This window comes from Xanthomonas sp. BRIP62418, from assembly GCF_003993495.1.
GTDB lineage: Bacteria > Pseudomonadota > Gammaproteobacteria > Xanthomonadales > Xanthomonadaceae > Xanthomonas > Xanthomonas euroxanthea.
In genome coordinates this window covers 25,075-44,387 of sequence record NZ_QEZG01000023.1, presented here as the reverse complement: position 1 = coordinate 44,387, position 19,313 = coordinate 25,075, and the positions used below count along the sequence as shown (strand labels likewise).

General features: G+C 67.2%; 22 protein-coding genes. 14 read left to right on the top strand and 8 right to left on the bottom strand.

What is annotated here, in order from left to right:
• Window positions 1–24: 24 nt before the first annotated feature.
• From EO174_RS02470 to EO174_RS02435, 8 genes are read right to left on the bottom strand one after another with little or no spacing between them, the layout of a single operon-like run.
• A complete protein-coding gene (locus tag EO174_RS02470) occupies window positions 25–1,158 on the bottom strand; it encodes a hypothetical protein (protein WP_126942035.1) in 1,134 nt (377 codons plus the stop codon).
• The gene (locus EO174_RS02465; RefSeq protein ID WP_126942033.1) at window positions 1,155–2,105 is read right to left on the bottom strand and encodes a glycosyltransferase; all 951 of its coding nucleotides are present in this window, start codon (window positions 2,103–2,105) and stop codon (window positions 1,155–1,157) included. The genes EO174_RS02470 and EO174_RS02465 overlap by 4 nt, the downstream gene beginning before the upstream one ends.
• Window positions 2,102–3,355, bottom strand: a complete 1,254-nt coding sequence (locus EO174_RS02460; protein ID WP_115676762.1) for an O-antigen translocase — start codon at window positions 3,353–3,355, stop codon at window positions 2,102–2,104. Before EO174_RS02460 ends, EO174_RS02465 begins: the two co-directional genes overlap by 4 nt.
• A complete protein-coding gene (locus tag EO174_RS02455; protein WP_126942031.1) occupies window positions 3,352–4,476 on the bottom strand; it encodes a DegT/DnrJ/EryC1/StrS family aminotransferase in 1,125 nt (374 codons plus the stop codon). The genes EO174_RS02460 and EO174_RS02455 overlap by 4 nt, the downstream gene beginning before the upstream one ends.
• On the bottom strand, window positions 4,464–5,396 hold the full coding sequence (locus EO174_RS02450) for a GNAT family N-acetyltransferase (RefSeq protein ID WP_126942029.1): 933 nt from the start codon (window positions 5,394–5,396) through the stop codon (window positions 4,464–4,466). Before EO174_RS02450 ends, EO174_RS02455 begins: the two co-directional genes overlap by 13 nt.
• Entirely contained in the window at window positions 5,383–6,336 is a 954-nt protein-coding gene (locus EO174_RS02445) for a hypothetical protein (protein ID WP_126942027.1), read from the bottom strand. Before EO174_RS02445 ends, EO174_RS02450 begins: the two co-directional genes overlap by 14 nt.
• 2 nt (window positions 6,337–6,338) lie before the next feature.
• Window positions 6,339–7,010 carry an acetyltransferase gene (locus tag EO174_RS02440; RefSeq protein WP_104648504.1) on the bottom strand — a complete coding sequence of 224 codons (672 nt, stop codon included), beginning with the start codon at window positions 7,008–7,010 and terminating at the stop codon, window positions 6,339–6,341.
• Window positions 7,007–7,444, bottom strand: a complete 438-nt coding sequence (locus EO174_RS02435; protein WP_104582862.1) for an FdtA/QdtA family cupin domain-containing protein — start codon at window positions 7,442–7,444, stop codon at window positions 7,007–7,009. Before EO174_RS02435 ends, EO174_RS02440 begins: the two co-directional genes overlap by 4 nt.
• 354 nt (window positions 7,445–7,798) lie before the next feature.
• Between EO174_RS02435 and EO174_RS02430 the strand changes: the two genes are divergently transcribed.
• From EO174_RS02430 to EO174_RS02365, 14 genes are all read left to right on the top strand, one after another.
• Window positions 7,799–8,365 (top strand): cytochrome b/b6 domain-containing protein, encoded by a 567-nt coding sequence (locus EO174_RS02430; protein WP_180497006.1) that lies wholly within the window; start codon window positions 7,799–7,801, stop codon window positions 8,363–8,365.
• 83 nt (window positions 8,366–8,448) lie between these two features.
• On the top strand, window positions 8,449–9,792 hold the full coding sequence (locus EO174_RS02425) for a cytochrome C (RefSeq protein ID WP_119132179.1): 1,344 nt from the start codon (window positions 8,449–8,451) through the stop codon (window positions 9,790–9,792).
• Between the two features lie 33 nt (window positions 9,793–9,825).
• The gene (locus EO174_RS02420) at window positions 9,826–10,257 is read left to right on the top strand and encodes a c-type cytochrome (RefSeq protein ID WP_126942025.1); all 432 of its coding nucleotides are present in this window, start codon (window positions 9,826–9,828) and stop codon (window positions 10,255–10,257) included.
• A gap of 451 nt (window positions 10,258–10,708) precedes the next feature.
• Entirely contained in the window at window positions 10,709–11,431 is a 723-nt protein-coding gene (locus EO174_RS02415) for a hypothetical protein (RefSeq protein ID WP_104582957.1), read from the top strand.
• Between the two features lie 63 nt (window positions 11,432–11,494).
• Entirely contained in the window at window positions 11,495–12,076 is a 582-nt protein-coding gene (locus tag EO174_RS02410; protein ID WP_104582859.1) for a sigma-70 family RNA polymerase sigma factor, read from the top strand.
• Window positions 12,073–12,729: a zf-HC2 domain-containing protein gene (locus tag EO174_RS02405; protein WP_164740050.1), complete on the top strand. Its 657-nt coding sequence runs from the start codon at window positions 12,073–12,075 to the stop codon at window positions 12,727–12,729. Before EO174_RS02410 ends, EO174_RS02405 begins: the two co-directional genes overlap by 4 nt.
• On the top strand, window positions 12,726–14,051 hold the full coding sequence (locus EO174_RS02400) for a S8 family serine peptidase (RefSeq protein WP_126942021.1): 1,326 nt from the start codon (window positions 12,726–12,728) through the stop codon (window positions 14,049–14,051). Before EO174_RS02405 ends, EO174_RS02400 begins: the two co-directional genes overlap by 4 nt.
• A gap of 10 nt (window positions 14,052–14,061) precedes the next feature.
• On the top strand, window positions 14,062–14,820 hold the full coding sequence (ccmC, locus tag EO174_RS02395) for a heme ABC transporter permease CcmC (RefSeq protein ID WP_115676752.1): 759 nt from the start codon (window positions 14,062–14,064) through the stop codon (window positions 14,818–14,820).
• Window positions 14,817–15,026, top strand: coding sequence for a heme exporter protein CcmD (ccmD, locus tag EO174_RS02390; protein ID WP_104582855.1), 210 nt, complete (start codon window positions 14,817–14,819; stop codon window positions 15,024–15,026). The genes ccmC and ccmD overlap by 4 nt, the downstream gene beginning before the upstream one ends.
• Window positions 15,023–15,493: a cytochrome c maturation protein CcmE gene (gene ccmE / locus EO174_RS02385; protein ID WP_104582854.1), complete on the top strand. Its 471-nt coding sequence runs from the start codon at window positions 15,023–15,025 to the stop codon at window positions 15,491–15,493. The genes ccmD and ccmE overlap by 4 nt, the downstream gene beginning before the upstream one ends.
• 62 nt (window positions 15,494–15,555) lie before the next feature.
• Window positions 15,556–17,544, top strand: a complete 1,989-nt coding sequence (locus EO174_RS02380) for a heme lyase CcmF/NrfE family subunit (RefSeq protein WP_126942019.1) — start codon at window positions 15,556–15,558, stop codon at window positions 17,542–17,544.
• The gene (locus EO174_RS02375) at window positions 17,541–18,083 is read left to right on the top strand and encodes a DsbE family thiol:disulfide interchange protein (protein WP_126942017.1); all 543 of its coding nucleotides are present in this window, start codon (window positions 17,541–17,543) and stop codon (window positions 18,081–18,083) included. Before EO174_RS02380 ends, EO174_RS02375 begins: the two co-directional genes overlap by 4 nt.
• A complete protein-coding gene (locus EO174_RS02370; RefSeq protein WP_164740049.1) occupies window positions 18,083–18,565 on the top strand; it encodes a cytochrome c-type biogenesis protein in 483 nt (160 codons plus the stop codon). Before EO174_RS02375 ends, EO174_RS02370 begins: the two co-directional genes overlap by 1 nt.
• A complete protein-coding gene (locus tag EO174_RS02365) occupies window positions 18,559–19,284 on the top strand; it encodes a C-type cytochrome biogenesis protein (protein WP_206515032.1) in 726 nt (241 codons plus the stop codon). The genes EO174_RS02370 and EO174_RS02365 overlap by 7 nt, the downstream gene beginning before the upstream one ends.
• Window positions 19,285–19,313: the final 29 nt, after the last annotated feature.

The window sequence follows — 19,313 nt, the reverse complement described above, 5'->3', positions numbered from 1 at the left end:
ATGTGAAAACGAAGCTGCCGCGCATTACGCAGCAGCGGTGGGTGCGGCATTACGGTTGGGCAGCAGCACCGTGCCGGCATGCAGCACCAGGCACAGCGCGATGAAGCCGAAATTGGTCCAGGTGAAGGCCTGCGGCGCGAACGGCGACATCAGGCAGGCATAGGCGATGCGCAGGAAGATCAGCACATGGAAGATCGACAGGCAGCTGTCGAGCAAGCGCACGCTCCACAGCAGGCCGGCATACAACGCCAGCAGCGCCAGCAACACGCCGGGCGCGCCCCAGGCCATCAGGAATGGAAAGAACTCGGTCCCCACATTGATGTTGGGCGCATCCAGCGGGATGCCGGTGCCGGCGGTGGCGATCGAGCCACTGAACGGCACCAGCTGATTGACCAGGAAGCTGGCGTTGACATACCCCTTGGCCAGGATCGCGCCGAAGTTGTACGGCCCGGCGCTGATGTACAGCAGCAACCACTGCACGCCCTGCGGCATGGCGCGATACACAGCACTGAACGGCAGGGCGACCGTGGCCAGCGAGCCGGAACGCAGTGCGCCGAGGATGGAAAACACCCCGCCGCCGGCCAGCACCAGCAGGCCGATGGTCTTCCACGGCAGGCGGCGCGCCGGGTCGCGGCGCAACAGCATCACCAGCACGAACGAAAACAGCCCGGCAAAGATGCGGTTGCGGTCGATCACCACGATCGGGAACACGAATCCCAGCACCACCATCGCCGCGCGCAGCCCGCGATGGCGCACGCACAGCAGCGCGATCGGCGGCAGGATCCAGCACATGTTGGAGATGTGCCGCACATGCGCGCGCAACGGGCTCAAGGTGGCATAGGAGGACGGATCGCTGAACAGCGGAATCGGAAACAGCGCCACATCCACGATGCAGAACACCGTCACCACCGCCGCCAGCGTCATCACCACGAACGCGTCGCGGGCGCCGGCATAGCGGTAGGCGCGAAAGCGCTCCACCGCAGGCAACTGTATGCGCAGCCTGGCGTCCAGCACGCAGGTCGCAGCGGCGGCGATGGCCAGCAGCGCGATGCCGTCCGCATAACCGCCGGGCAAGCTGTAGGTCAGCAGCGTCAGCGCGCAGCTGAGCAGCATCGGCAGTGCCAGATAGGTCGCCGGCCGGCGTAATAGCGTGCTCATGCCGGCTTCGCTACGCCGCGCGCCTGCCCGGGCCGCCACCTGGCTGGCAGCGACGACCAGGTATAGGCGAGCAGGTGCCCGATCACCCTGTGCGGCCGGCGCTGCAGGAAGGCCACCTTGGCCGCGATGTAGTGCGCCTGTGCGCGCAGCAAGCTGCGCTCGGGCGCGTCGAACAACTCCGCACAGCGCACTGCCACCTGACGCGATTCGCACAAGTTGGCAATCCGCGTGCGCACGTCCGCGGTCTTGCTGAGATTGCTGCCGTGCAGGCGGTAGGCACACACTGGCACGTCGATAAAGCCCAGCGCATCACGTGCGGCCAGGCGCAGGAAAAAGTCCCAGTCTTCGATCCGCAACGATTCGTCCCAGCCGGCGCGCGCATCGAAGGCACTGCGGCGCAGCAACGCCACTGCGCCGCCGACCGCCCACTGCTGGATCACCGCGCGGCGGATGCCGGACGCGGAGCGGTACAGATCGACATCCACACGATGCAGGTCGCGCATGGCGCTGGCGTGCAGCAGTTGCCCATGCTGATCGACCACGCAGGCATCGCCAATCACGGCCAGCTTCTGCGGATGCGCTCGCAGGTAGCGCACCTGCGCGTCCAGCCCGCCGGCCAGCAGATAATCGTCGCTTGCGCCCAGCCGCAGGTAATCGCCCCGCGCGCGCAGCGCCAACTCGTTGAGCGTGGCCGCCACACCACGATTGGCGCGCTGGACGAACTGCACCGGCAGCCGGTGGCCGTGGGAAGCGATCCACTGCACGATCTTCTCGCCGGTCGCGTCGCTGGAGCCATCGTCGATGATGACCAGTTCCTTGCACGGGTACGGGTCTTCCAGCACGCTGTCCAGGCAGCGTTGCACGAAGCGTTCGTGGTTGAAGGCCGGAATCAGCACCGACACCAACGGCCAGCGCGCACGCCGGATGGGATGGGTGGAATCGCTCATGCCGGCTGCACCAGATAACGACGCACCACCACGATGTTGAACAGCAGATACAGCACATAGTTGGCGACGAAGGCATACATCGCACCGATCAGCCCCCATTGGGCGGTGAACAGGTGCACCAGCGCCAGGTAGCTGGCGGCAAACACGCATTCGGAGATCACGAACAGCCGTGTCATCGCCTTGGCCAGCATCACGTACGACAGCACGAAGGCTGCGATCTTGATCACATCGCCCAGCAACTGCGGGGCATACAGCGGCGTGGCCTGGGCAAACCGGGCGTCGAACAACAGCCAGGTCACCCAATCGCGACACACATACACGCCCAGCGCCGTGACGATCACCGCCGGCATCACATGGCGATACGCGGTCCGCAGCTCGCGCCCGAGCGCTGCGCGCTGCTGCAGCGATGCCAGCTTGGGCAGGTAATACACGTTGATGGCGGTGGTGAAGAACAGCAGATACGCATCCGACACCCGGCTCACCGCCTGCCAGTAACCCACCTGCTGCCAGCCGAACTGCAGCGCCAGATGGTCGCGCACCAGGATGGCCACCAGTTGCGGCACCAGCGTGGCGGTCAGCGTCATCACCGAGAAGGCCGCCAGCCTGCGCGTCATCTGCGCATCGAAGCGCATGCGCAACATGTCGCGCCGAAAATAACGGCTGCGCCACAGCGCCGGCACGCCGGCCAGCAACCACAGCACCTGGCCCAGCACCAGCGCCAGCAATGCGCCCTGCAACTGTGCCCGGCTGGACAGCCATGCCACCAGTGCCACGCTCAGCACTGCGCCGCTGACCTGCACCAACGCCAGGCGGCGCACGTCCATGAAGCCGTTGATCACCGCCAGGATGTAGTTGACCAGTGCGATGCCCAGCTGCGCCACGGCCACCACGCAGATCAGCGGCCGGTACGCCGCATCGCCGAGCAGGCGTTCGGCGATGGCGCCACTGAACAGCAACGCCAGCACCGCCATCACGCAAGCTGCGCAGAAGGCGTACCACAGCGCCGCGCTGAGCAGACGTGTCAGCGCAGCGGCATCGTCGCGATATTCGGCCACGTACTTGACGATGCCCGCGCTGATGCCGCCACCTGCCAGCACCGCCAGCACCGACATCAGATTGAGGAACTGGCCCAGGCGGCCGACCCCTTGCGGGCCGGCGTGCACCGCCACCAGCTTCACCACCACCAGCGCGGCCAGCAGCTTGGCCAGCGTCGCAACGCCGGTGTAGGCGCTGCTGCGCACGAGATTCATGCAGCGGTGCCAAACGACTGGCATGCGGCAATCACACGCGCAACCGAGGCATCGTCCAGCGCAGGCCCCATCGGCAGGCTCAGCACCTCGCGGTGCAGCCGCTCGCTCACCGGCAGGCAGGCATCGCCCAAGGTGGTGTAGGCCGGCTGCCGGTGCGGCGGCACCGGGTAATGGATCTGGGTCTGGATGCCCGCGCGCAGCAGATGCGCCTGCAAGGCATCGCGCTGGGTGCTGCGCACCACGAACAGATGCCAGACGTGCTGCGCTTCGGCCACCACCGTGGGCAGCGTGATCAAGGGGTTGTCGATGCCGTGCAGGTAGCGCTGCGCCACCGCGCGGCGCCGGGCGATTTCATCATCCAGATAGCCCAGCTTGACCCGCAGGAACGCCGCCTGCATCTCGTCCAGGCGTGAATTCACGCCCTGACAGAGGTGGTGATATTTCACCTGCGAACCGTAATTGCGCAGCGCGCGAATACGCTCGGCCAGGCGCGCATCCGAGGTCACCACCGCGCCAGCATCGCCGAGCGCTCCGAGGTTCTTGGTCGGGAAGAAACTGAAGGCCGCCGCATCGCCGAAGGCACCGGCACGGCACCCCTGCGCGCTGGCGCCATGCGCCTGCGCGGCATCCTCGATCAGCAGCAGCCCGTAGCGATGCGCCAGCGTCTGTAGCGCCGGCATGTCGACCAACTGCCCATACAGATGCACCGCCATGATGGCGCGCGTCCGCGGGCCGATCGCCTTCTCCACGCTGGCCGGATCGATGTTGAAGGTCGCAGGGTCCGGCTCCACCGGCACCAGCACCAGGTGGTTCTGGCTGATCGCCAGGAAGGTGGCGATGAAGGTGTTGGCGGGCACGATGATTTCATCGCCCTCGCGCAACACGCCCAGCTCGCGATAGCCGCGCAGGATCAGCGACAACGCATCCAGCCCGTTGCCCACACCCACCGCCTGCGCCGCGCCGCAGTAACTGGCGAATTCTTCCTCGAATGCCGCCAGCTCCTGCCCGAGCACATACCAGCCGGCATCGATCACCCGCGCCGCAGCAAGCTTCAGCGCATCGGCATAGCGCGCATTGACCGCGCGCAAATCCAGGAACGGCACATCCATTACAGCATCCATCGATAGAAGTCCTGTACCACGGCACGCGCGCCGAAGCGCTCCTTTTGTTCGACCAGACCGTCGTTGAGCACCCGGCCAGCCTGTTCGGTCGAATTACCGAAGCTGAAGTAATGGCGCTGCGCATACACCTGGGTGATCAGTTCGGCCAGCAGCAGGCTCAGCGCATCCAGCTGGCGACCGCGCGCGGAGACCGCCAGATACTGGGTATGCACGCTGCGACCGAAATCCAGCACCAGCGCTGCCGCCAACAGCTCCCCGTCGGCACGCGCCTCGTGCAGCACGATCTGCTGCGGAAACCGGTGTTGCAGCAATTGCAGCTCGTCCAGCCGATGGGTCGGTGCCACCTGATGGCGCTGCAATACCTGGGTCAGCAGGGCATGAAATTCATCGAGCCCGGTACCGACCCGGATCTGCACACCGGCCTTGCCCGCCTTGACCAGCGACCGTCGGCGTTCGGCGCTGAACGCAAACGGCTCGCGCAATGCAATTGCCGACGACAGGTCGCGCCGGTACAGCTGGGCGCCCACGCGATGCAGGGCATACAGGTCCTCTTCGGCCGGATATGCGTGAAAGATATGCGGCACCGGCTTGTACACGAGTTCGCGCACCCCTTGCGCGCGATAGTGCGCGGCGATCTGTTCGAAGACCTGCAAGGTGGCGCCCGCGCGCAAGGCCCGCGACGACAGCAGGCCCGCATAGCTCAGGCCGGCGTGGCTACTGACGCAGTCGCCTTCCAGGTTCGCCGGCAACACCGCCACCACTTCGCCACCGCGCTCGATCAGCAATGACGCATCCACGAAGCGGTCGGCGTGATAGTCCATGTAGCCGCGTCGATGCAGGATATTGCCATTACGCGAGGACGCCACCAGCGCGTCCCAGGCAGGCGCATCACTGGCCTGGTACGGCCTAACCGAAAACATGGCGTCCCTGCAGCTCCGACGGCAACGCGGCATCGGCCAGGCCGAAGCCGGCCTGCCCCATTGCATTGCCGTTGTAGAACATCAATACCCGATCATGCTGCTGGATCAAGGCCGGATAACAGAGCGTGTGCGCATCCCAGCCGTGCTCGGACAGCTGCAGCCCCAGTTGACTGTCATCGCGCTGCCACTGCACGCCGTCGCCACTGAAGGCGATACCCGGGAAGTAGCCACCGTGGGTGTCGCCGCGGGTGAAATACATCAGATAGCGCCCGCCCAGGCGATACACGCGTGGACGGCCGATGCGGTATTCGTCGCCCTGCGGACGCAGGCACACCACATCCTCGACAGGGAGATGGCGCAGATCCTCGGTCTCCGCATAGCGGATGTGGTAGCGCGGATACGGCTGGCCGCCGATGGTTTCCCAATCGTCGCCCACCGCGTACCACAGCCGCCACCGCCCATCCTCGAAACGTGCCGAATGCACCGCGGCAATCGTGCTGCGGCCGGGGGCGCGATCCAGCAACGGGGTGTCCTGCCGGCGCTCAAAACGCTCGCCGCCATCGCGGGACACCGCAAGCCCGGTGAAGGCCAGGAACTTGGCCTTGGCCACACGCTGAAAACCGACGTAGAACATGTACAGCCCATCCGGCCCGGCCACGACATCGCCCAGAATCATGCCGTTGTCGTCGAAACAGCCATCGCGGCCGATATCCAGCACCGGCTGCCGGCTCACGCCGACGATCTGCGTCGGCGCATCGGCGCGCACGTCCACATAGCCGATCCGGCTCACCCCCTGTGCATCGCGAAAGCCTGCATAGACCCGCAGCACCTGCGCAGACAGCCGGTGCGGCGTCGGCGTCAGCGCGGCGTGCTGCATCCAGCCGCCCACGCCATCGCGCGCAACGTCGAAGACCAGGCCGCGCTTGGTCCAGGCAAACATGCTCACAGCGCCACGTCGAAGCTGGACCTGCCGGCCACCGCGCGCGCCGGCGAGCCCACGTAGACGCGCTCGGGTTCGGTATGCCGGGTGACCAGCGCGCCGGCACCGATGATGTTGTCCGCGGCGATGCGCACCTTGTCGCTGAGCGTGGCGTTGACACCAATGAAGCTGCCGCGCCCGATCTCGCAATAGCCGGAAATTACCGCGTGCGAGGCGATGAAGACATTGTCCTGCACCACGGTGCGGTGACCGATGTGGTTGCCGCTCCACAGGATGCAGTTGTCGCCGATCCGGGTGAACGGCTGGATGACATTGCCCTCGAAGAGGAAACAGTTGGCGCCGATCTGCGCATTGCGCCAGACGAACGCACGCGAACTGACGTAGCTGGCGCAGCGATAGCCGCGCCGCAGCATGTCCTGAAAAAAGCGCGTCCGCAGGCGGTTGAGCCGCGTGGCCGGGATGGCCACGAAGACCTCGTACTGCGCGGGCGGATAACGCTGTTCGAGCTCCTCAAAGGCCACCACCGGCAGCTCGGCCAGCGTGGGCCGCAACAGGAAGTCGCGCTCCACGCTGAAGGCCACCACGGTGTAGTCGCTGTCGTGCTGAAAATACTCGCAGGCGATCTGCGCAAACTCGCCTGCGCCAATGATCACCAATGGCTTGTGCACGCTCATGCTTCCAACCTGCGTGCTTCCAGGCCGCTGCCAGCGCGCGCCTCGCTGAGGAACTGGTCGTAGTCCAGAATGTAGTCGGCGGGATCGTAGAACTGGTCGGCCAGCACCATCAGCACGCAGTCGGGGCTGAAGCGATGCAGGTCGCGCCACACCATGCGGCCGAGCAGCAGGCCTTGCGATGGATCGTCCAGCACCACTTCCTGCTGGCCGTGGCCATCGCCCTGGTCCAGCAGGATCGTCACCGAGCCATGCAAGGCCACCGCAAGCTGGTTGAGCTGACGGTGTGCATGCTGTCCGCGATGGACGCCGTTGCGGGTGCCGAACAGGTAATACACGCGACGTATCTCGAACGGGACATTGCGCTGCTGCTCCAACGAAATGAGCAGTCCGCGATCGTCGCCGTGGGTATGCAACTGGATGCGTTCGATGGCCATGATCGGAAGGGCGTAACCGCTGACTGCACGTAGTGCGACATGCCTGAGTGCGCCGGGATGCGCGAAAGGTTGCGCGCGGTCACGGCGCTGCGAAGCCAGGTGCGCACAAGCGCAGTTGCGCACGCCGCAGCACCGCGATGTGCGGCGCATGCGAGCGAAATGCCGACTGCAACGCAACCTTTCTCCGACATCGCCGCACATATCGGTGCACGTTCACCTGGCCGCCGTTCGGCCGGCGTGGGGAGCCAGGCCTGGCAGCGCACTGCCGGAACCAACGACCACCACCGGAAGACAGATCAGATGAGTCCATCCCCCCAGCCGCCCGCCAGCGCGTCCGCCAGCGGCGCAGGCCCCATGCCATTGCCGGAACAGGCGCCGGCAGCCGCGCGCGTGCTGCCGCTGCCAACCTCGATGCGTGTCCTGCACTGGCTTACCGTGCTGTGCCTGGCCATGGCGGCCACGCTGATCCTGCTGCGCGCCGAACTGGATGGCCGCGCACTGCGCCAGTGGCTGCTGGAAGGTCACCGCCACTTCGGCCTGTTGGTACTGGTGTTGTTCGCCTTGCGGGTCGGTTTGCGGTTGCGCCTGCGCACGCTGCCACCCGGCCCGCCCGCCTCGCTGCCGATGCGCCTGGCCGCTGGTGCCACGCATGTGGCGATGTACGGGCTGATGCTCGCGTTGCCGTTGCTGGGCTGGGCGCTGAGCGGTGCCTTCGGCAAGACGGTGTATTTCTTCGGCATCCCGCTGCCCGCGTTGGTCGCACCCGATGGTGACCTCGGCGACACCCTGGGCATGTGGCACTTGAATGCCGCCTGGGCGCTGCTGGCGCTGGTGCTGCTGCATATCGGCGCCGCGCTCTGGCATCACCTGGTCTTGCGCGACGGCCTGCTGCGTCGCGTGCTGCCGGGCAAGCGCGCATGAGCCGCCGCATGCCGCCCTCTGTGACCCGTTTCCTCGCCCGTTCCCGCACCGCTGCATCCCGCACTGTCGAACAAGGACTTCCCATGCCTGCTCCCCAGCCCGCTCCGCGTCGCACCGCCACGCGTCCCGCCTCCCTGACGTCCTTGTTGTGCGTGTCCGGCCCGTTGCTGCTGCTGGCCAGCACGCACGCCCAGGCGATCCCCTCGTTCGCGCGCCAGACCGGCTCGTCCTGCGCGGATTGCCACATCGGTTCCTACGGCCCGTCGCTCACGCCTTACGGCATGCGCTTCAAGCTTGGTGGCTTCACCGATACCAATGGCGAAGGCACCAAGATTCCGGTGTCCGGCCAGCTGACCTGGGCGCGCAACAATCCCAGCCGCGGCGACAGCACCGCGCGGCTGACCCAGGCCGACCTGTATCTGGCCGGCCGGGTCAACGACAACATCGGCGGCTACTCCAAGATCCGCTCCAACAACAGCGGCAATGCCACCTTCGATACGCGCCTGGACGATGTGGACCTGCGCTTTGTCAGCAAACCGTTCCAGATGGCCGGCAAGGACACCATGCTCGGCGTCAGCGTCAACAACAATCCGGGCATCTCCGACCCGGTGCATGTGTTGCCGAATGCGTCCACCCTGACGCCGGCATCCAATGGCGGCGCGTCCACCATGCTCAGCTCCTCGTCCCTGTCCAACCGCGTCATCGGTGCCAGCGTGTACGGGCTGTACGACAAGAACTGGTACGGCGAAGTGGGCAGCTACAGCGCGTTGTCGCCCTCGGCGCAGGATCGGCTCGGCTGGCCGATCAATGGCGACCCGGGCAAGCTCAGCGACACCAGTTATGCGCGTCTTGCGTACATGAAGGACATGAAGCGGCAGTTCTTCTCGGTGGGCCTGACCGCGCTCAACACGCGCCGCCAGCGTCCGCGCAACGGGCCCAGCGACGACCTCACCGATTTCGGCTACGACCTGACCTATCAATTCCTCGGCACCCGCGAACACGTGCTGTCGCTGGCCTACGTCAACATCTACGAGCGCCGCAGATACGGCAGCCCGCTGATTCCGTCCGACCCGACCATGCCCGCGCTCGACCGTGGCAGCGTGCGCGACCAGACCATCAGCATGAACTACGCGTTCAAGCAGACCTACGGCGTGCTGGCCGCGCACATGATCAACACCGGTTCGTTCGATGCAGCGCGTTATTCGCCGGTCGGCATCCCCGACACCACCAGCAATCTGATCCTGGTGTACTGGAGCCCGTTCGGGCGCGAAGGCACCTACACCACCAACGCCAACCTGCGCGTGTCGGCTGGCTGGTTCCGCTTCGACAAGTTCAACGGCAGCACCTCCAACGTGTTCCGCGGACCGCCGATCACCAATCCGCGCGACCTCGACAGCTTCACGCTGTCGGTGAACCTGGCGTTCTGATTTCCCCTGTTGCACGCAACCGTACGGACTCCCATGCCTTCATTTCCCAAGACCCTGTTGTGCGCTTCGCTGGCCGGCCTGCTGCTGGCCGGCGCCACCCTGACCGCCCCGGCGCGGGCCGCCGATGGCAAGAGCGTGTTCGCAAGCGAATGTGCCGAATGCCACAGCGCCGCCCAGGGCAAGAACAAGAAGGGCCCGTCCCTGTTTGGCATCGTCAACCGCCCTCCCGGCAGCGTGGCCGATTTCAGCGGCTACTCGCCCGACCTCAAAGCTTATTCGGCCGTGCTCAAGGGCCGCTCGACGGACCTGATGCCGAACAAGGGCGTCTGGGATGCAAACAGCCTGAAGGCATTCCTGAAGCAGGACTCCAAGAAGGCCCTGCCCGGCACCAAGATGAAGTACGAAGGGCTGGAGGACGAAAAGGAACTGAACGCGCTGATCGCCTACCTCGCTACCCTGCATTGAGACCGTCCGGCAGGCGACGGACCGGCCGCGCCGGCACCGCGGCGCGGGATGCCTGCCCCAGGGCGGTCCCGGCACCGGCCTGACGGCGCCGCCGGTGGAGAGGGATGCCCGCTTCAAGCAGCGTACAGCCGGCCGGCCGCAGTGTCCGCGTCCAGCACCGCCCCCCGGACCAGCACTGCACATGTGTGCCGGGCCGCGTTGCCTGAACCGGTCCCTTCGCGTATACGGACGAAACCGTCGCAGCCGCGGCGGTCTCGTCCTGCGTGATGGGTGACTATCCCGCCCCGCCCTGTGCCGACGTCCTACGCCCTTGCCCACCGTGTCACCCGCCCAGCACGCCCCCTTACGACCGCGACGCCGATGCGCCTGCGGCGGGCAGCCGTGGGGCGCGATCGGTGCTCGCCCGACGCTGTCCGCCGTGTTTTTGTCGCCAGGCCTGCCTTGCACGTCTCTGCGCTGCGGGCGGCGCCACCGCGCGCCGTTGCGCCGCAGTCTGTTGCTGGCGCTGGTGCTGGGCCCGTGCGGCAACGCGCTGGCGGATAACCTTGGCGGCGCGGTCGCCGTGGCCTCGACCCTGATCGACCGCGGCATCTCGGTCGCCCCCAACCGCGTCACCCTGCAGGCAGCCGGCTACTGGCTGCCCTCCCCCGGCTGGTCGGTCTCGGTGTCCACGGCACTGCAGTCGCCCTCGCTGAGCCGGCCAGTGGCGGTGACTGCCCAGGGCGCACGCGCCTGGATGCTGGACGACCGTTGGCAGATGCAGGCCAGCCTGTTGTATTACGCCTACCCCGCCGACCGCCAGTCGCGCACCTTCGACCGCCAGGAAGCGAGCCTGGCGTGGTCCTACCGCGACATGCTCACGTTCTCGCTGTCCACCTTCAATTTCCCGCGTGCGCAGCGCTCGCCCTGGAACAAGGTGATCGATGTCACCGCCAGCGTGCCGCTGTCGGCCAGTGTCAGCCTCTCGGCAGGCGCCGGCATCTCCGACTTCCCGGCCATGACCTACGGCGCCCAGAGTTCCGGCCGCTATCGGTATGGGCAACTGGGCCTGAAATGGAACCACGCCGCATGGACCGTGAAGCTGGACCGGGTGCTGACCAGCAGCAACACCCCGCGTGCGCAGGGCGGCCCCGGCGAAACGCCGTGGGTGGGCATGGTGTCGCGCGCGTTCTGATCCACCCGCAACCTTTTGCCCGCTCCCGGGCACCTAGATGTGTCCTCTGCCGTGCGTGCCTTGATGAATGATTCCGACACCCTGGGTGATGCCACCGATCGCATGCTGCTGCGCCGCATGGCGGCAGGCGATCGCGCCGCGTTGTCCACCATGTACACCAGCTATCACGGCCGGCTGTGCCGGTTCCTGTCGCGCCTGACCCGGCGCCCGGACATCATCGAGGAAGCCATCAACGATTGTTTCTGGATCGCCTGGCAAAAGGCCGGCGACTTCCGCGGCGATTCGCAGGTCTCGACCTGGATCATGGGCATTGCCTACCGCTGCGGCCTCAAGTGCCTGCGCCAGCACGACGGCGAGGCCATCGACGATACCGCCATGGTGGAAGACCACGCCCCCAGCGCCGACGACAACGACGACCGCGAACTGCGCGACTGGCTCGACAAGGGCATGGAACGGCTGTCGCCGGACCAGCGCCTGGTGATCGAACTGGTCTATGGCGTCGGCCACAAGCTGGAAGAAGTCGCCGAGATCATGCAGTGCCCGGTGGGCACCATCAAGGCCCGGCTGTTCCATGCGCGGGTCAAATTACGCAATGTGCTGCCCGGCCTGGCCGGCGGCGCCCCCTATACGGAGACCATGCAATGAAGACGTTTTTCATCGCGCCTGGCAAGGAATGCTCGCACGCCTGGGAACTGATGCCCGCGGTCCTGCTCGACAGCGCCACCGAGGAAGAGAACACCTGGCTGATCGCGCATGTGGCCAAGTGCGCCTCGTGCAGTGCCGAGTTCGCCCAGCAGAACCGCCTGCGCCAGGCGCTGGCACTGCCGTCGGCGGTGAAGCTGGACCCCGACGCCGGCCTGCAGCGCCTGCTCGGCCGGCTGGATGCGCCGGAGCAGATCAGCGCGCCTGCGCCGCCGCCGGCAGCGCGCCGCTCCGGCAGCTGGACGGTCCGTGCCCTGGCGGCCGCGGCCCTGGTGCAGGCGATCGGCCTGGGCGTCATGGGCGTCAAGCTGGCCGCGCCGGCGCCCTCGCACGACTACCGCACGCTCAGCAGCGCCACCGCCCAGCCGGTGCCGCAAGGCGCCATCCGGGTGGTGCCGGACGCCAGGATGACCGTGGCCGACTGGGACCGCCTGCTGCATGCGCAGCAGTTACAGGTGATCGGCGGGCCCAACGACATGGGCGCCTACACCGTGGTGCCGGCCGCACTGCAACCGCCGGCACAGCCGCAGCGGACCGTGCAACAGCTGCGCGCCAACCCCGGCATCCGGATGGCCGAGATCGTGTCCGCGCCATGAAGCGCATGCTCGCCATCGGCGTGATCGCCGCATGCATCGGCCTTGGCACGCACACCAGCGTGCAGGCCGCACCGCAGGAGCCGGCGCACGTCGCCGCCGCCAGCAGCAGCACGCCACCGGCAGCCGATGCGCAGACGCCCGACAGCAGCCGCGACATCCTGCTGGCGGTGGCCAACCCGCTCAGTGCGCCGCCGGCGCGCGCCGGTTCCAGCCTGATCGGCTACGCCTCCAGTTACTACGGCGCCGGCCAGAAGGCGGCCGCGCGCATGGAAGCGCTCAAGCAGCGCTACAAGCTGCGCGAAGTCGCCGGCTGGCCGATCACCTCGCTGGGCCTGTACTGCGCGGTGTTGCAGCCGCCACCGGGCGTGTCGCGCGACGAACTGGTCACTGCGCTGGCCGACGACGACGGCGTGGAGCTGGTGCAGCCGGTGCAGGATTTCTCGGTGTTTTCCGCCGACGCGTCGGAAAAGACCACCGCGCTGTCCGGCTACAACGACCCGTACGTGGATCTGCAACGCGGCTTCATCGCCACCGATGCGGCCAGCGCGCAGACCGTCACCCAGGGCCGCGGCGTGGTGGTGGCGGTGGTGGATACCGGCGTGGACACCACCCATGCCGACCTGAAGACACGCATCCGCGATGTGCACGACCTGGTCGACGACGCGCCGGTGATGACCAGCAGCGACTCGCACGGCACCGAAGTGGCCGGCATCATCGCCGCCGGCAGCAACAACCATCAAGGCATCGTCGGCATGGCGCCCAAGGCCATGCTGAGCATCTACAAGGCCTGCTGGTATGCGCCCAGCGTCGGCGCCACCGCACGCTGCAACACCTTCACCCTGGCCAAGGCGCTGGCGGCGATCAACAACAGCTCCGCGCGCGTGATCAACCTGAGCCTGGGTGGCCCGGCCGACCCGCTGCTGAGCAAGATGCTGCAGCACCTGGTGCAGCAAGGGCGCATCGTGGTCACCGCAATGCCGCCCAACGGGCGCCTGGACGGCTTTCCCAACGATGTGCCGGGCGTGCTGGTGGTCCGCAGCAGCAGTTCCAGCGCCGCCATGCCCGGCGTGCTCAGCGCCCCCGGCAAGGACATCCTGACCACCCAGCCGAACGGCCGCTACGACTTCACCTCCGGCTCGTCGATGGCCACCGCGCATGTCAGCGGCATGGTCGCGTTGCTGCTGTCGCTGTCGCCCTCGCTCGATGCCAAGGCACTGCGCGAGCTGATGCAGCGCACCAGCAAGATCTCCGACGGCCAGTTGCAGGTCAACGCCGGCGCCGCCGTGCAGGCACTGGCGCCTCCCGCCCGACATCCCAACTGACGACACCGGCATGGCCAAGTGGATTCCCCTGTGGCTGCACAAACTCAGCTCGCCGCCCGTCTTCTATCGCGTCGCCGGACGCGTGCGCCCGTGGGCATTGGGCCTGGCGCTGCTGCTGGGTGCGGTGGCCGTCTACGGTGGGCTGGTGCTGGCGCCGCCGGATTACCAGCAGCACGATGCCTACCGCATCATCTTCATCCACGTGCCCAGCGCCTGGATGAGTCTTTTCATCTACGCGGCGATGGGCGTGGCGGCGTTCATCGCGCTGGTATGGCGGATCAAGCTGGCCGAGGTGGTGACCATGGCCTCGGCGCCGATCGGCGCGGCCTTCACCTTCATCACCTTGTGCACCGGCGCGCTGTGGGGCAAGCCGATGTGGGGTACCTGGTGGACCTGGGATGCACGGCTGACTTCCGAGTTGCTGCTGCTGTTCCTGTATCTGGGCGTGCTCGGCCTGTACCACGCAGTGGAAGAGCGCCGCCAGGCGATGCGCGCGGCCGGGCTGCTCGCGCTGGTGGGCCTGGTCAATCTGCCGATCGTGCATTACTCGGTGGTGTGGTGGAACACCTTGCACCAGGGCTCCACCGTGCGCCTGCTCGGCCCCTCCACGATGAGCGCAGACATGCTGTGGCCGCTGCTGACGATGCTGCTGGCCACCAAGTGCTACTACGTGGCCAGCCTGTTCGGCCGCGTGCGCGTGGACCTGCTCGCCCTGGACAGTGGCAAGGACTGGGCACGCCGCATCGTGTTGACCGGGCGCACCGCATGACCACCTTGCTGGCCATGGGCGGTTACGGGCAATACGTGTGGACCGCGTACGCCGTGTTCGTGCTGGTGCTGCTGGCCGATCTGGCATCGCCGTGGTTGCGTCGGCGCCGCCTGCCGCGCGAACTGCGCGGCCAGTTGCAACGGCAGACGCCGCGGCGCCCACGCGATGTGGCGTCTGCAGCGCCGCTGGAGCGTGAGGCCCCATGAACGCCACCCGCAAGCAACGCCTGTGGCTGGTGCTCGGCGCACTCGCCGCCGCCGCTTTGGCCGTCACGCTGATCGTGCTCGCACTGCAACGGAACATGAGCTATCTGTTCACGCCCAGCCAGGTGCATGCTGGCGCAGCGGCGAGTTATCAGCAGTTCCGCCTCGGCGGCATGGTCAAGGCTGGCTCGATCCAGCGCGCCACCGACAGCCTCACCGTCCATTTCACCGTGATCGACAAGCACGCCGCGACGCAGGTCGAATACACCGGCATTCTTCCGGACCTGTTTCGCGACAACCAGTCGGTGATCGCCAACGGGCGCATGCAGGGCGGGCGCTTTGTCGCCAACGAAGTGCTGGCCAAGCACGACGAAACCTACATGCCGAAGGAACTGAAGGACGCGATGGCCGAAGGCCATGTCGGCAAGCCGATGCCCGCCACCGCCGTGCCGCTGTCTGCGCCGCGCTGATGCGGCGCGCACGGTGTTCCAGCAATCGATGATCTCTCTTCGCTGCACGATGCGGTTTGCCCATGACGCCTGAACTCGGCCAGATCGCACTGATCCTGGCGTTACTGCTCTCGCTGGCCCAGGGCGTGTTGCCGCTGGTCGGCGCCTGGCGCGGCAACACCGCGTTGATGGGCATTGCGCGGCCTGCCGCGGTCGGCCAGGCGCTGTTCGTGTGGATGGCGTTCGGCCTGCTCGCCTGGTCGCTGCTGTCGCTGGATCTTTCGGTGCGCTATGTCGCCGACAACGCCAACACCGCCCTGCCCTGGTACTACCGCTTCGCCGCGGTGTGGGGTGCGCACGAAGGCTCGCTGCTGCTGTGGATCGCGATCCTGTCGACCTGGACGGTGCTGCTGGCCGCCTTCAGCCGGCATCTGCCGCAGCAGTTCGCCGCGCGCGTGCTGGCGGTGCTGGGGCTGGTGTCGCTGGGCTTTCTGGCCTTCATCCTGCTCACCTCCAATCCGTTCGGGCGGCTGTCGCCAATTCCGCTGGATGGCAACGAACTCAATCCGGTGCTGCAGGATCCGGGCATGACCTTCCACCCGCCGGTGCTGTACACCGGCTATGTGGGGTTCTCGGTGGCGTTCGCGTTCGCGGTGGCGGCCCTGCTCGGCGGCGAACTGGAGCAGGCCTGGGTGCGCTGGGCGCGGCCGTGGACCAACGTGGCCTGGGCCTGCCTCACCGCCGGCATCGTTGCCGGCAGCTGGTGGGCATACGCGGAACTGGGCTGGGGTGGCTGGTGGTTCTGGGACCCGGTGGAAAACGCCAGTTTCATGCCGTGGCTGGTCGGCACCGCGCTGATCCACACCCAGGCGGTCACCGAAAAACGCGGCAGCCTGCGCGCCTGGACCATCCTGCTGTCGATCCTGGCGTTCTCGCTGTCGTTGCTGGGCACCTTCCTGGTGCGCTCGGGCGTGCTGACCTCGGTGCATGCCTTCGCCGCCGATCCGCGCCGCGGCCTGTACATCCTGATCTTCCTGATCGCCGTGGTCGGCGGCTCGTTGCTGCTGTACGCGCTGCGCGCACCCAGGATCGCCAGCGGCAAACCGTTCGCCGCCGCCTCGCGCGAGACCGCGATCCTGATCGGCAACCTGCTGCTCACCGTGGCCGCGGCGATGGTGTTGCTGGGCACCTTGTTTCCGCTGGTGGCCGATGCCTTCGGCCTGGGCAAGGTGTCGGTGGGGCCGCCCTACTTCGGCCTGCTGTTCCCGCTGCTGATGGTGCCGGTGATGCTGTTGCTGCCGTTCGGCCCGTACCTGCGTTGGGGCAAGGCCGAGGCGGCGCCGTTGCGGGCACTGGGCACGCGCGCCGGCATCGCCGCGATTGCCTGTGCGCTGGTCGGCAGCCTGTTTGCCGATGGCCAGGTCAAGGCGATTGCCGGGATCGGGGTCGCCGCATGGGTAGCAGCCGGCACCGCGCTGTACATGCACAAGCGCTGGCGCGAGATGCCGCCCGGCCGGCGCTTTCCTGCGGAAATGGCCGGCATGCTGCTCGCGCATGCGGGCGTGGCGGTGTTCGTGGCCGGCGTGCTGGTGTCCGAAAGCCTGTCGGTCGAACGCGACGTGCGTCTGGCACCCGGGCAGACCGCCGAGATCGCCGGCTACGCATTCCGCTTCGATGGCGTGCAACTGATCGACGGGCCGAACTGGAAGGCCGAACAAGGCAGCGTGCAGGTCAGCCGCGATGGCCAGGTGGTGGCGCAACTGCATCCGCAAAAACGCCTGTACAGCAGCGAGCGCATCCAGACCGAATCGGCGATCGACCCCGGCATCACGCGCGATCTGTATGTCGCACTCGGCGAGCCGCTGGACGATCAACACATCGAATACGACTGGACGCTGCGGCTGTACTACAAACCCTTCATCCGCTGGATCTGGGCCGGCGGCCTTTTGATGATGCTGGGCGGTTTTGTCAGCGCCTGCGCCCGCCGTTTCCGTGCGCCGGCCCTCGCCGGCACGGCGGCCACGGCACCGGCACACGGCGCCCTGGTCACCGCACAGGAATCGCACGCATGAACCGCCTGCTGCCCTTGCTGGGTTTCCTGTTGCTGGCGGCGCTGTTCGGCTTCGGCATCTACTGGTCGATGCAGCACAACCCGCGCGAGGTGCCCTCGCCGTTGATCGGCAAGCCGGCGCCGGCGTTCTCGCTGCCGCTGCTGGATCAGCCCGGGCAACGCGTCAGCCGCGATCAGCTGCTGGGCAAGGCCTACGTGCTCAATGTGTTCGGCAGCTGGTGCGCCGAATGCGTGCACGAACATCCGGTGCTGATGGCCCGCGCCAGCCGGCTCGGGGTGCCGCTGATCGGCTACAACTACAAGGACGCGCCTGCCGACGCCACCGCCTGGCTTGCGCAACATGGCAACCCCTATGCCTTGGTCATCGCCGATGAAACCGGCCAGACCGCGATCGACTTCGGCGTCTACGGCGCACCGGAAAGTTTCCTGATCGATGCGCAAGGCGTGATCCGCTACAAGCACATCGGCGTGCTCACGCCCGAGGTCATCGACGACGCGCTGCTGCCCGCCATCGCCGCATTGCCCAGGACCACGCCGTGATGGCGGCGCGCCGCGCATGGCGCTGGTACTGGCGCATGCAGGGCCGGCCATTGCGTTTGCTGCTGTTGCTGCTGCTGGGCGCGCTGCTTGCACCGCCGCTGGCGGCGCAGGCGGTGGACCCGCTGCCGTTCAAGAACCGCAGCGACGAAGCGCGCTACCAGCGCCTGACCGCACAGCTGCGCTGCCTGGTGTGCCAGAACGAGAACCTGGCCGACTCCAACGCCGCACTGGCGCGTGACCTGCGCCATCAGGTGTTTGCGCAACTGCAGGCCGGCAGGAGCGATGCGCAGATCAAGCAGTACATGGTCGATCGCTATTCGGATTTCGTGCTGTACGACCCGCCAGTCAAGCGCGGCACCTGGCTGCTGTGGTTCGGTCCGTTGCTGCTGCTGGGCGCCGGTGCGGGCGTGGTGATCCATACCGTGCGCAAACGTGCGCGTGCCGGCACCCCGATGGCGCCGCAGGCGGAGGAAGAGTGGTGATGACGGGTTTCTATGTCGCAAGCGCCGCGCTGGTGGTGGTTGCCTTGCTGTTGTTGCTGGTGCCGTTGCTGCGCCGGCCCACACGCAATGGCAACGCACGCTACATCTTGCCGATTGCCCTGGTGCTCGGTGTGCCCATCGCCACGGCCGGTCTGTATCGGCTGGTGGGCACGCCGGAGGCGATCGCGCGGCGCGTGTACGCGGCGGCGCAGCCCCTGGCGCAACCGGCCGCCGCGCCGCCGTCCATTGCCGGTGCTGAGCAAACGCGGGCCGCCCAGGCCGACGATCCCGCTGACGCTGCGCAGGAGCAGAGGCTGGAAGCATTGATGCAGCAAGCTAAAGCGCACGAGCAGGACAACCGCCCCGCCGATGCGCGTGAAGCCTATGCGCAAGCGCTGAAGATCGCGCCCGATCTCAGCGCTGCCCTGGTCGGCTGGGTGGCTGCGGACATGGCCACGCGCAGCGATTTCGCCATCGACGCCGACGCGCGCGCCCGCCTGCAACAGGTGGTCGCACGCGAGCCGGATCATCAACGCGGCCTGTGGCTGCTGGGCATCAGCGACTTTCAGCAGCACGACTACCGCGCGGCCAGTGCGCACTGGCGCCATCTGCATGGCTTGCTCGACGCCGGCTCGCCGATGCAGAAAGCGGTGGCCGACAAGATCGCCGTGGCCGAAGCGCTGGCAAGCGCGCGGCAATCCAGGCGCGCAGCGCCCTGAAGCCAGCTGCGGACTGTGTCCGCGTTCAA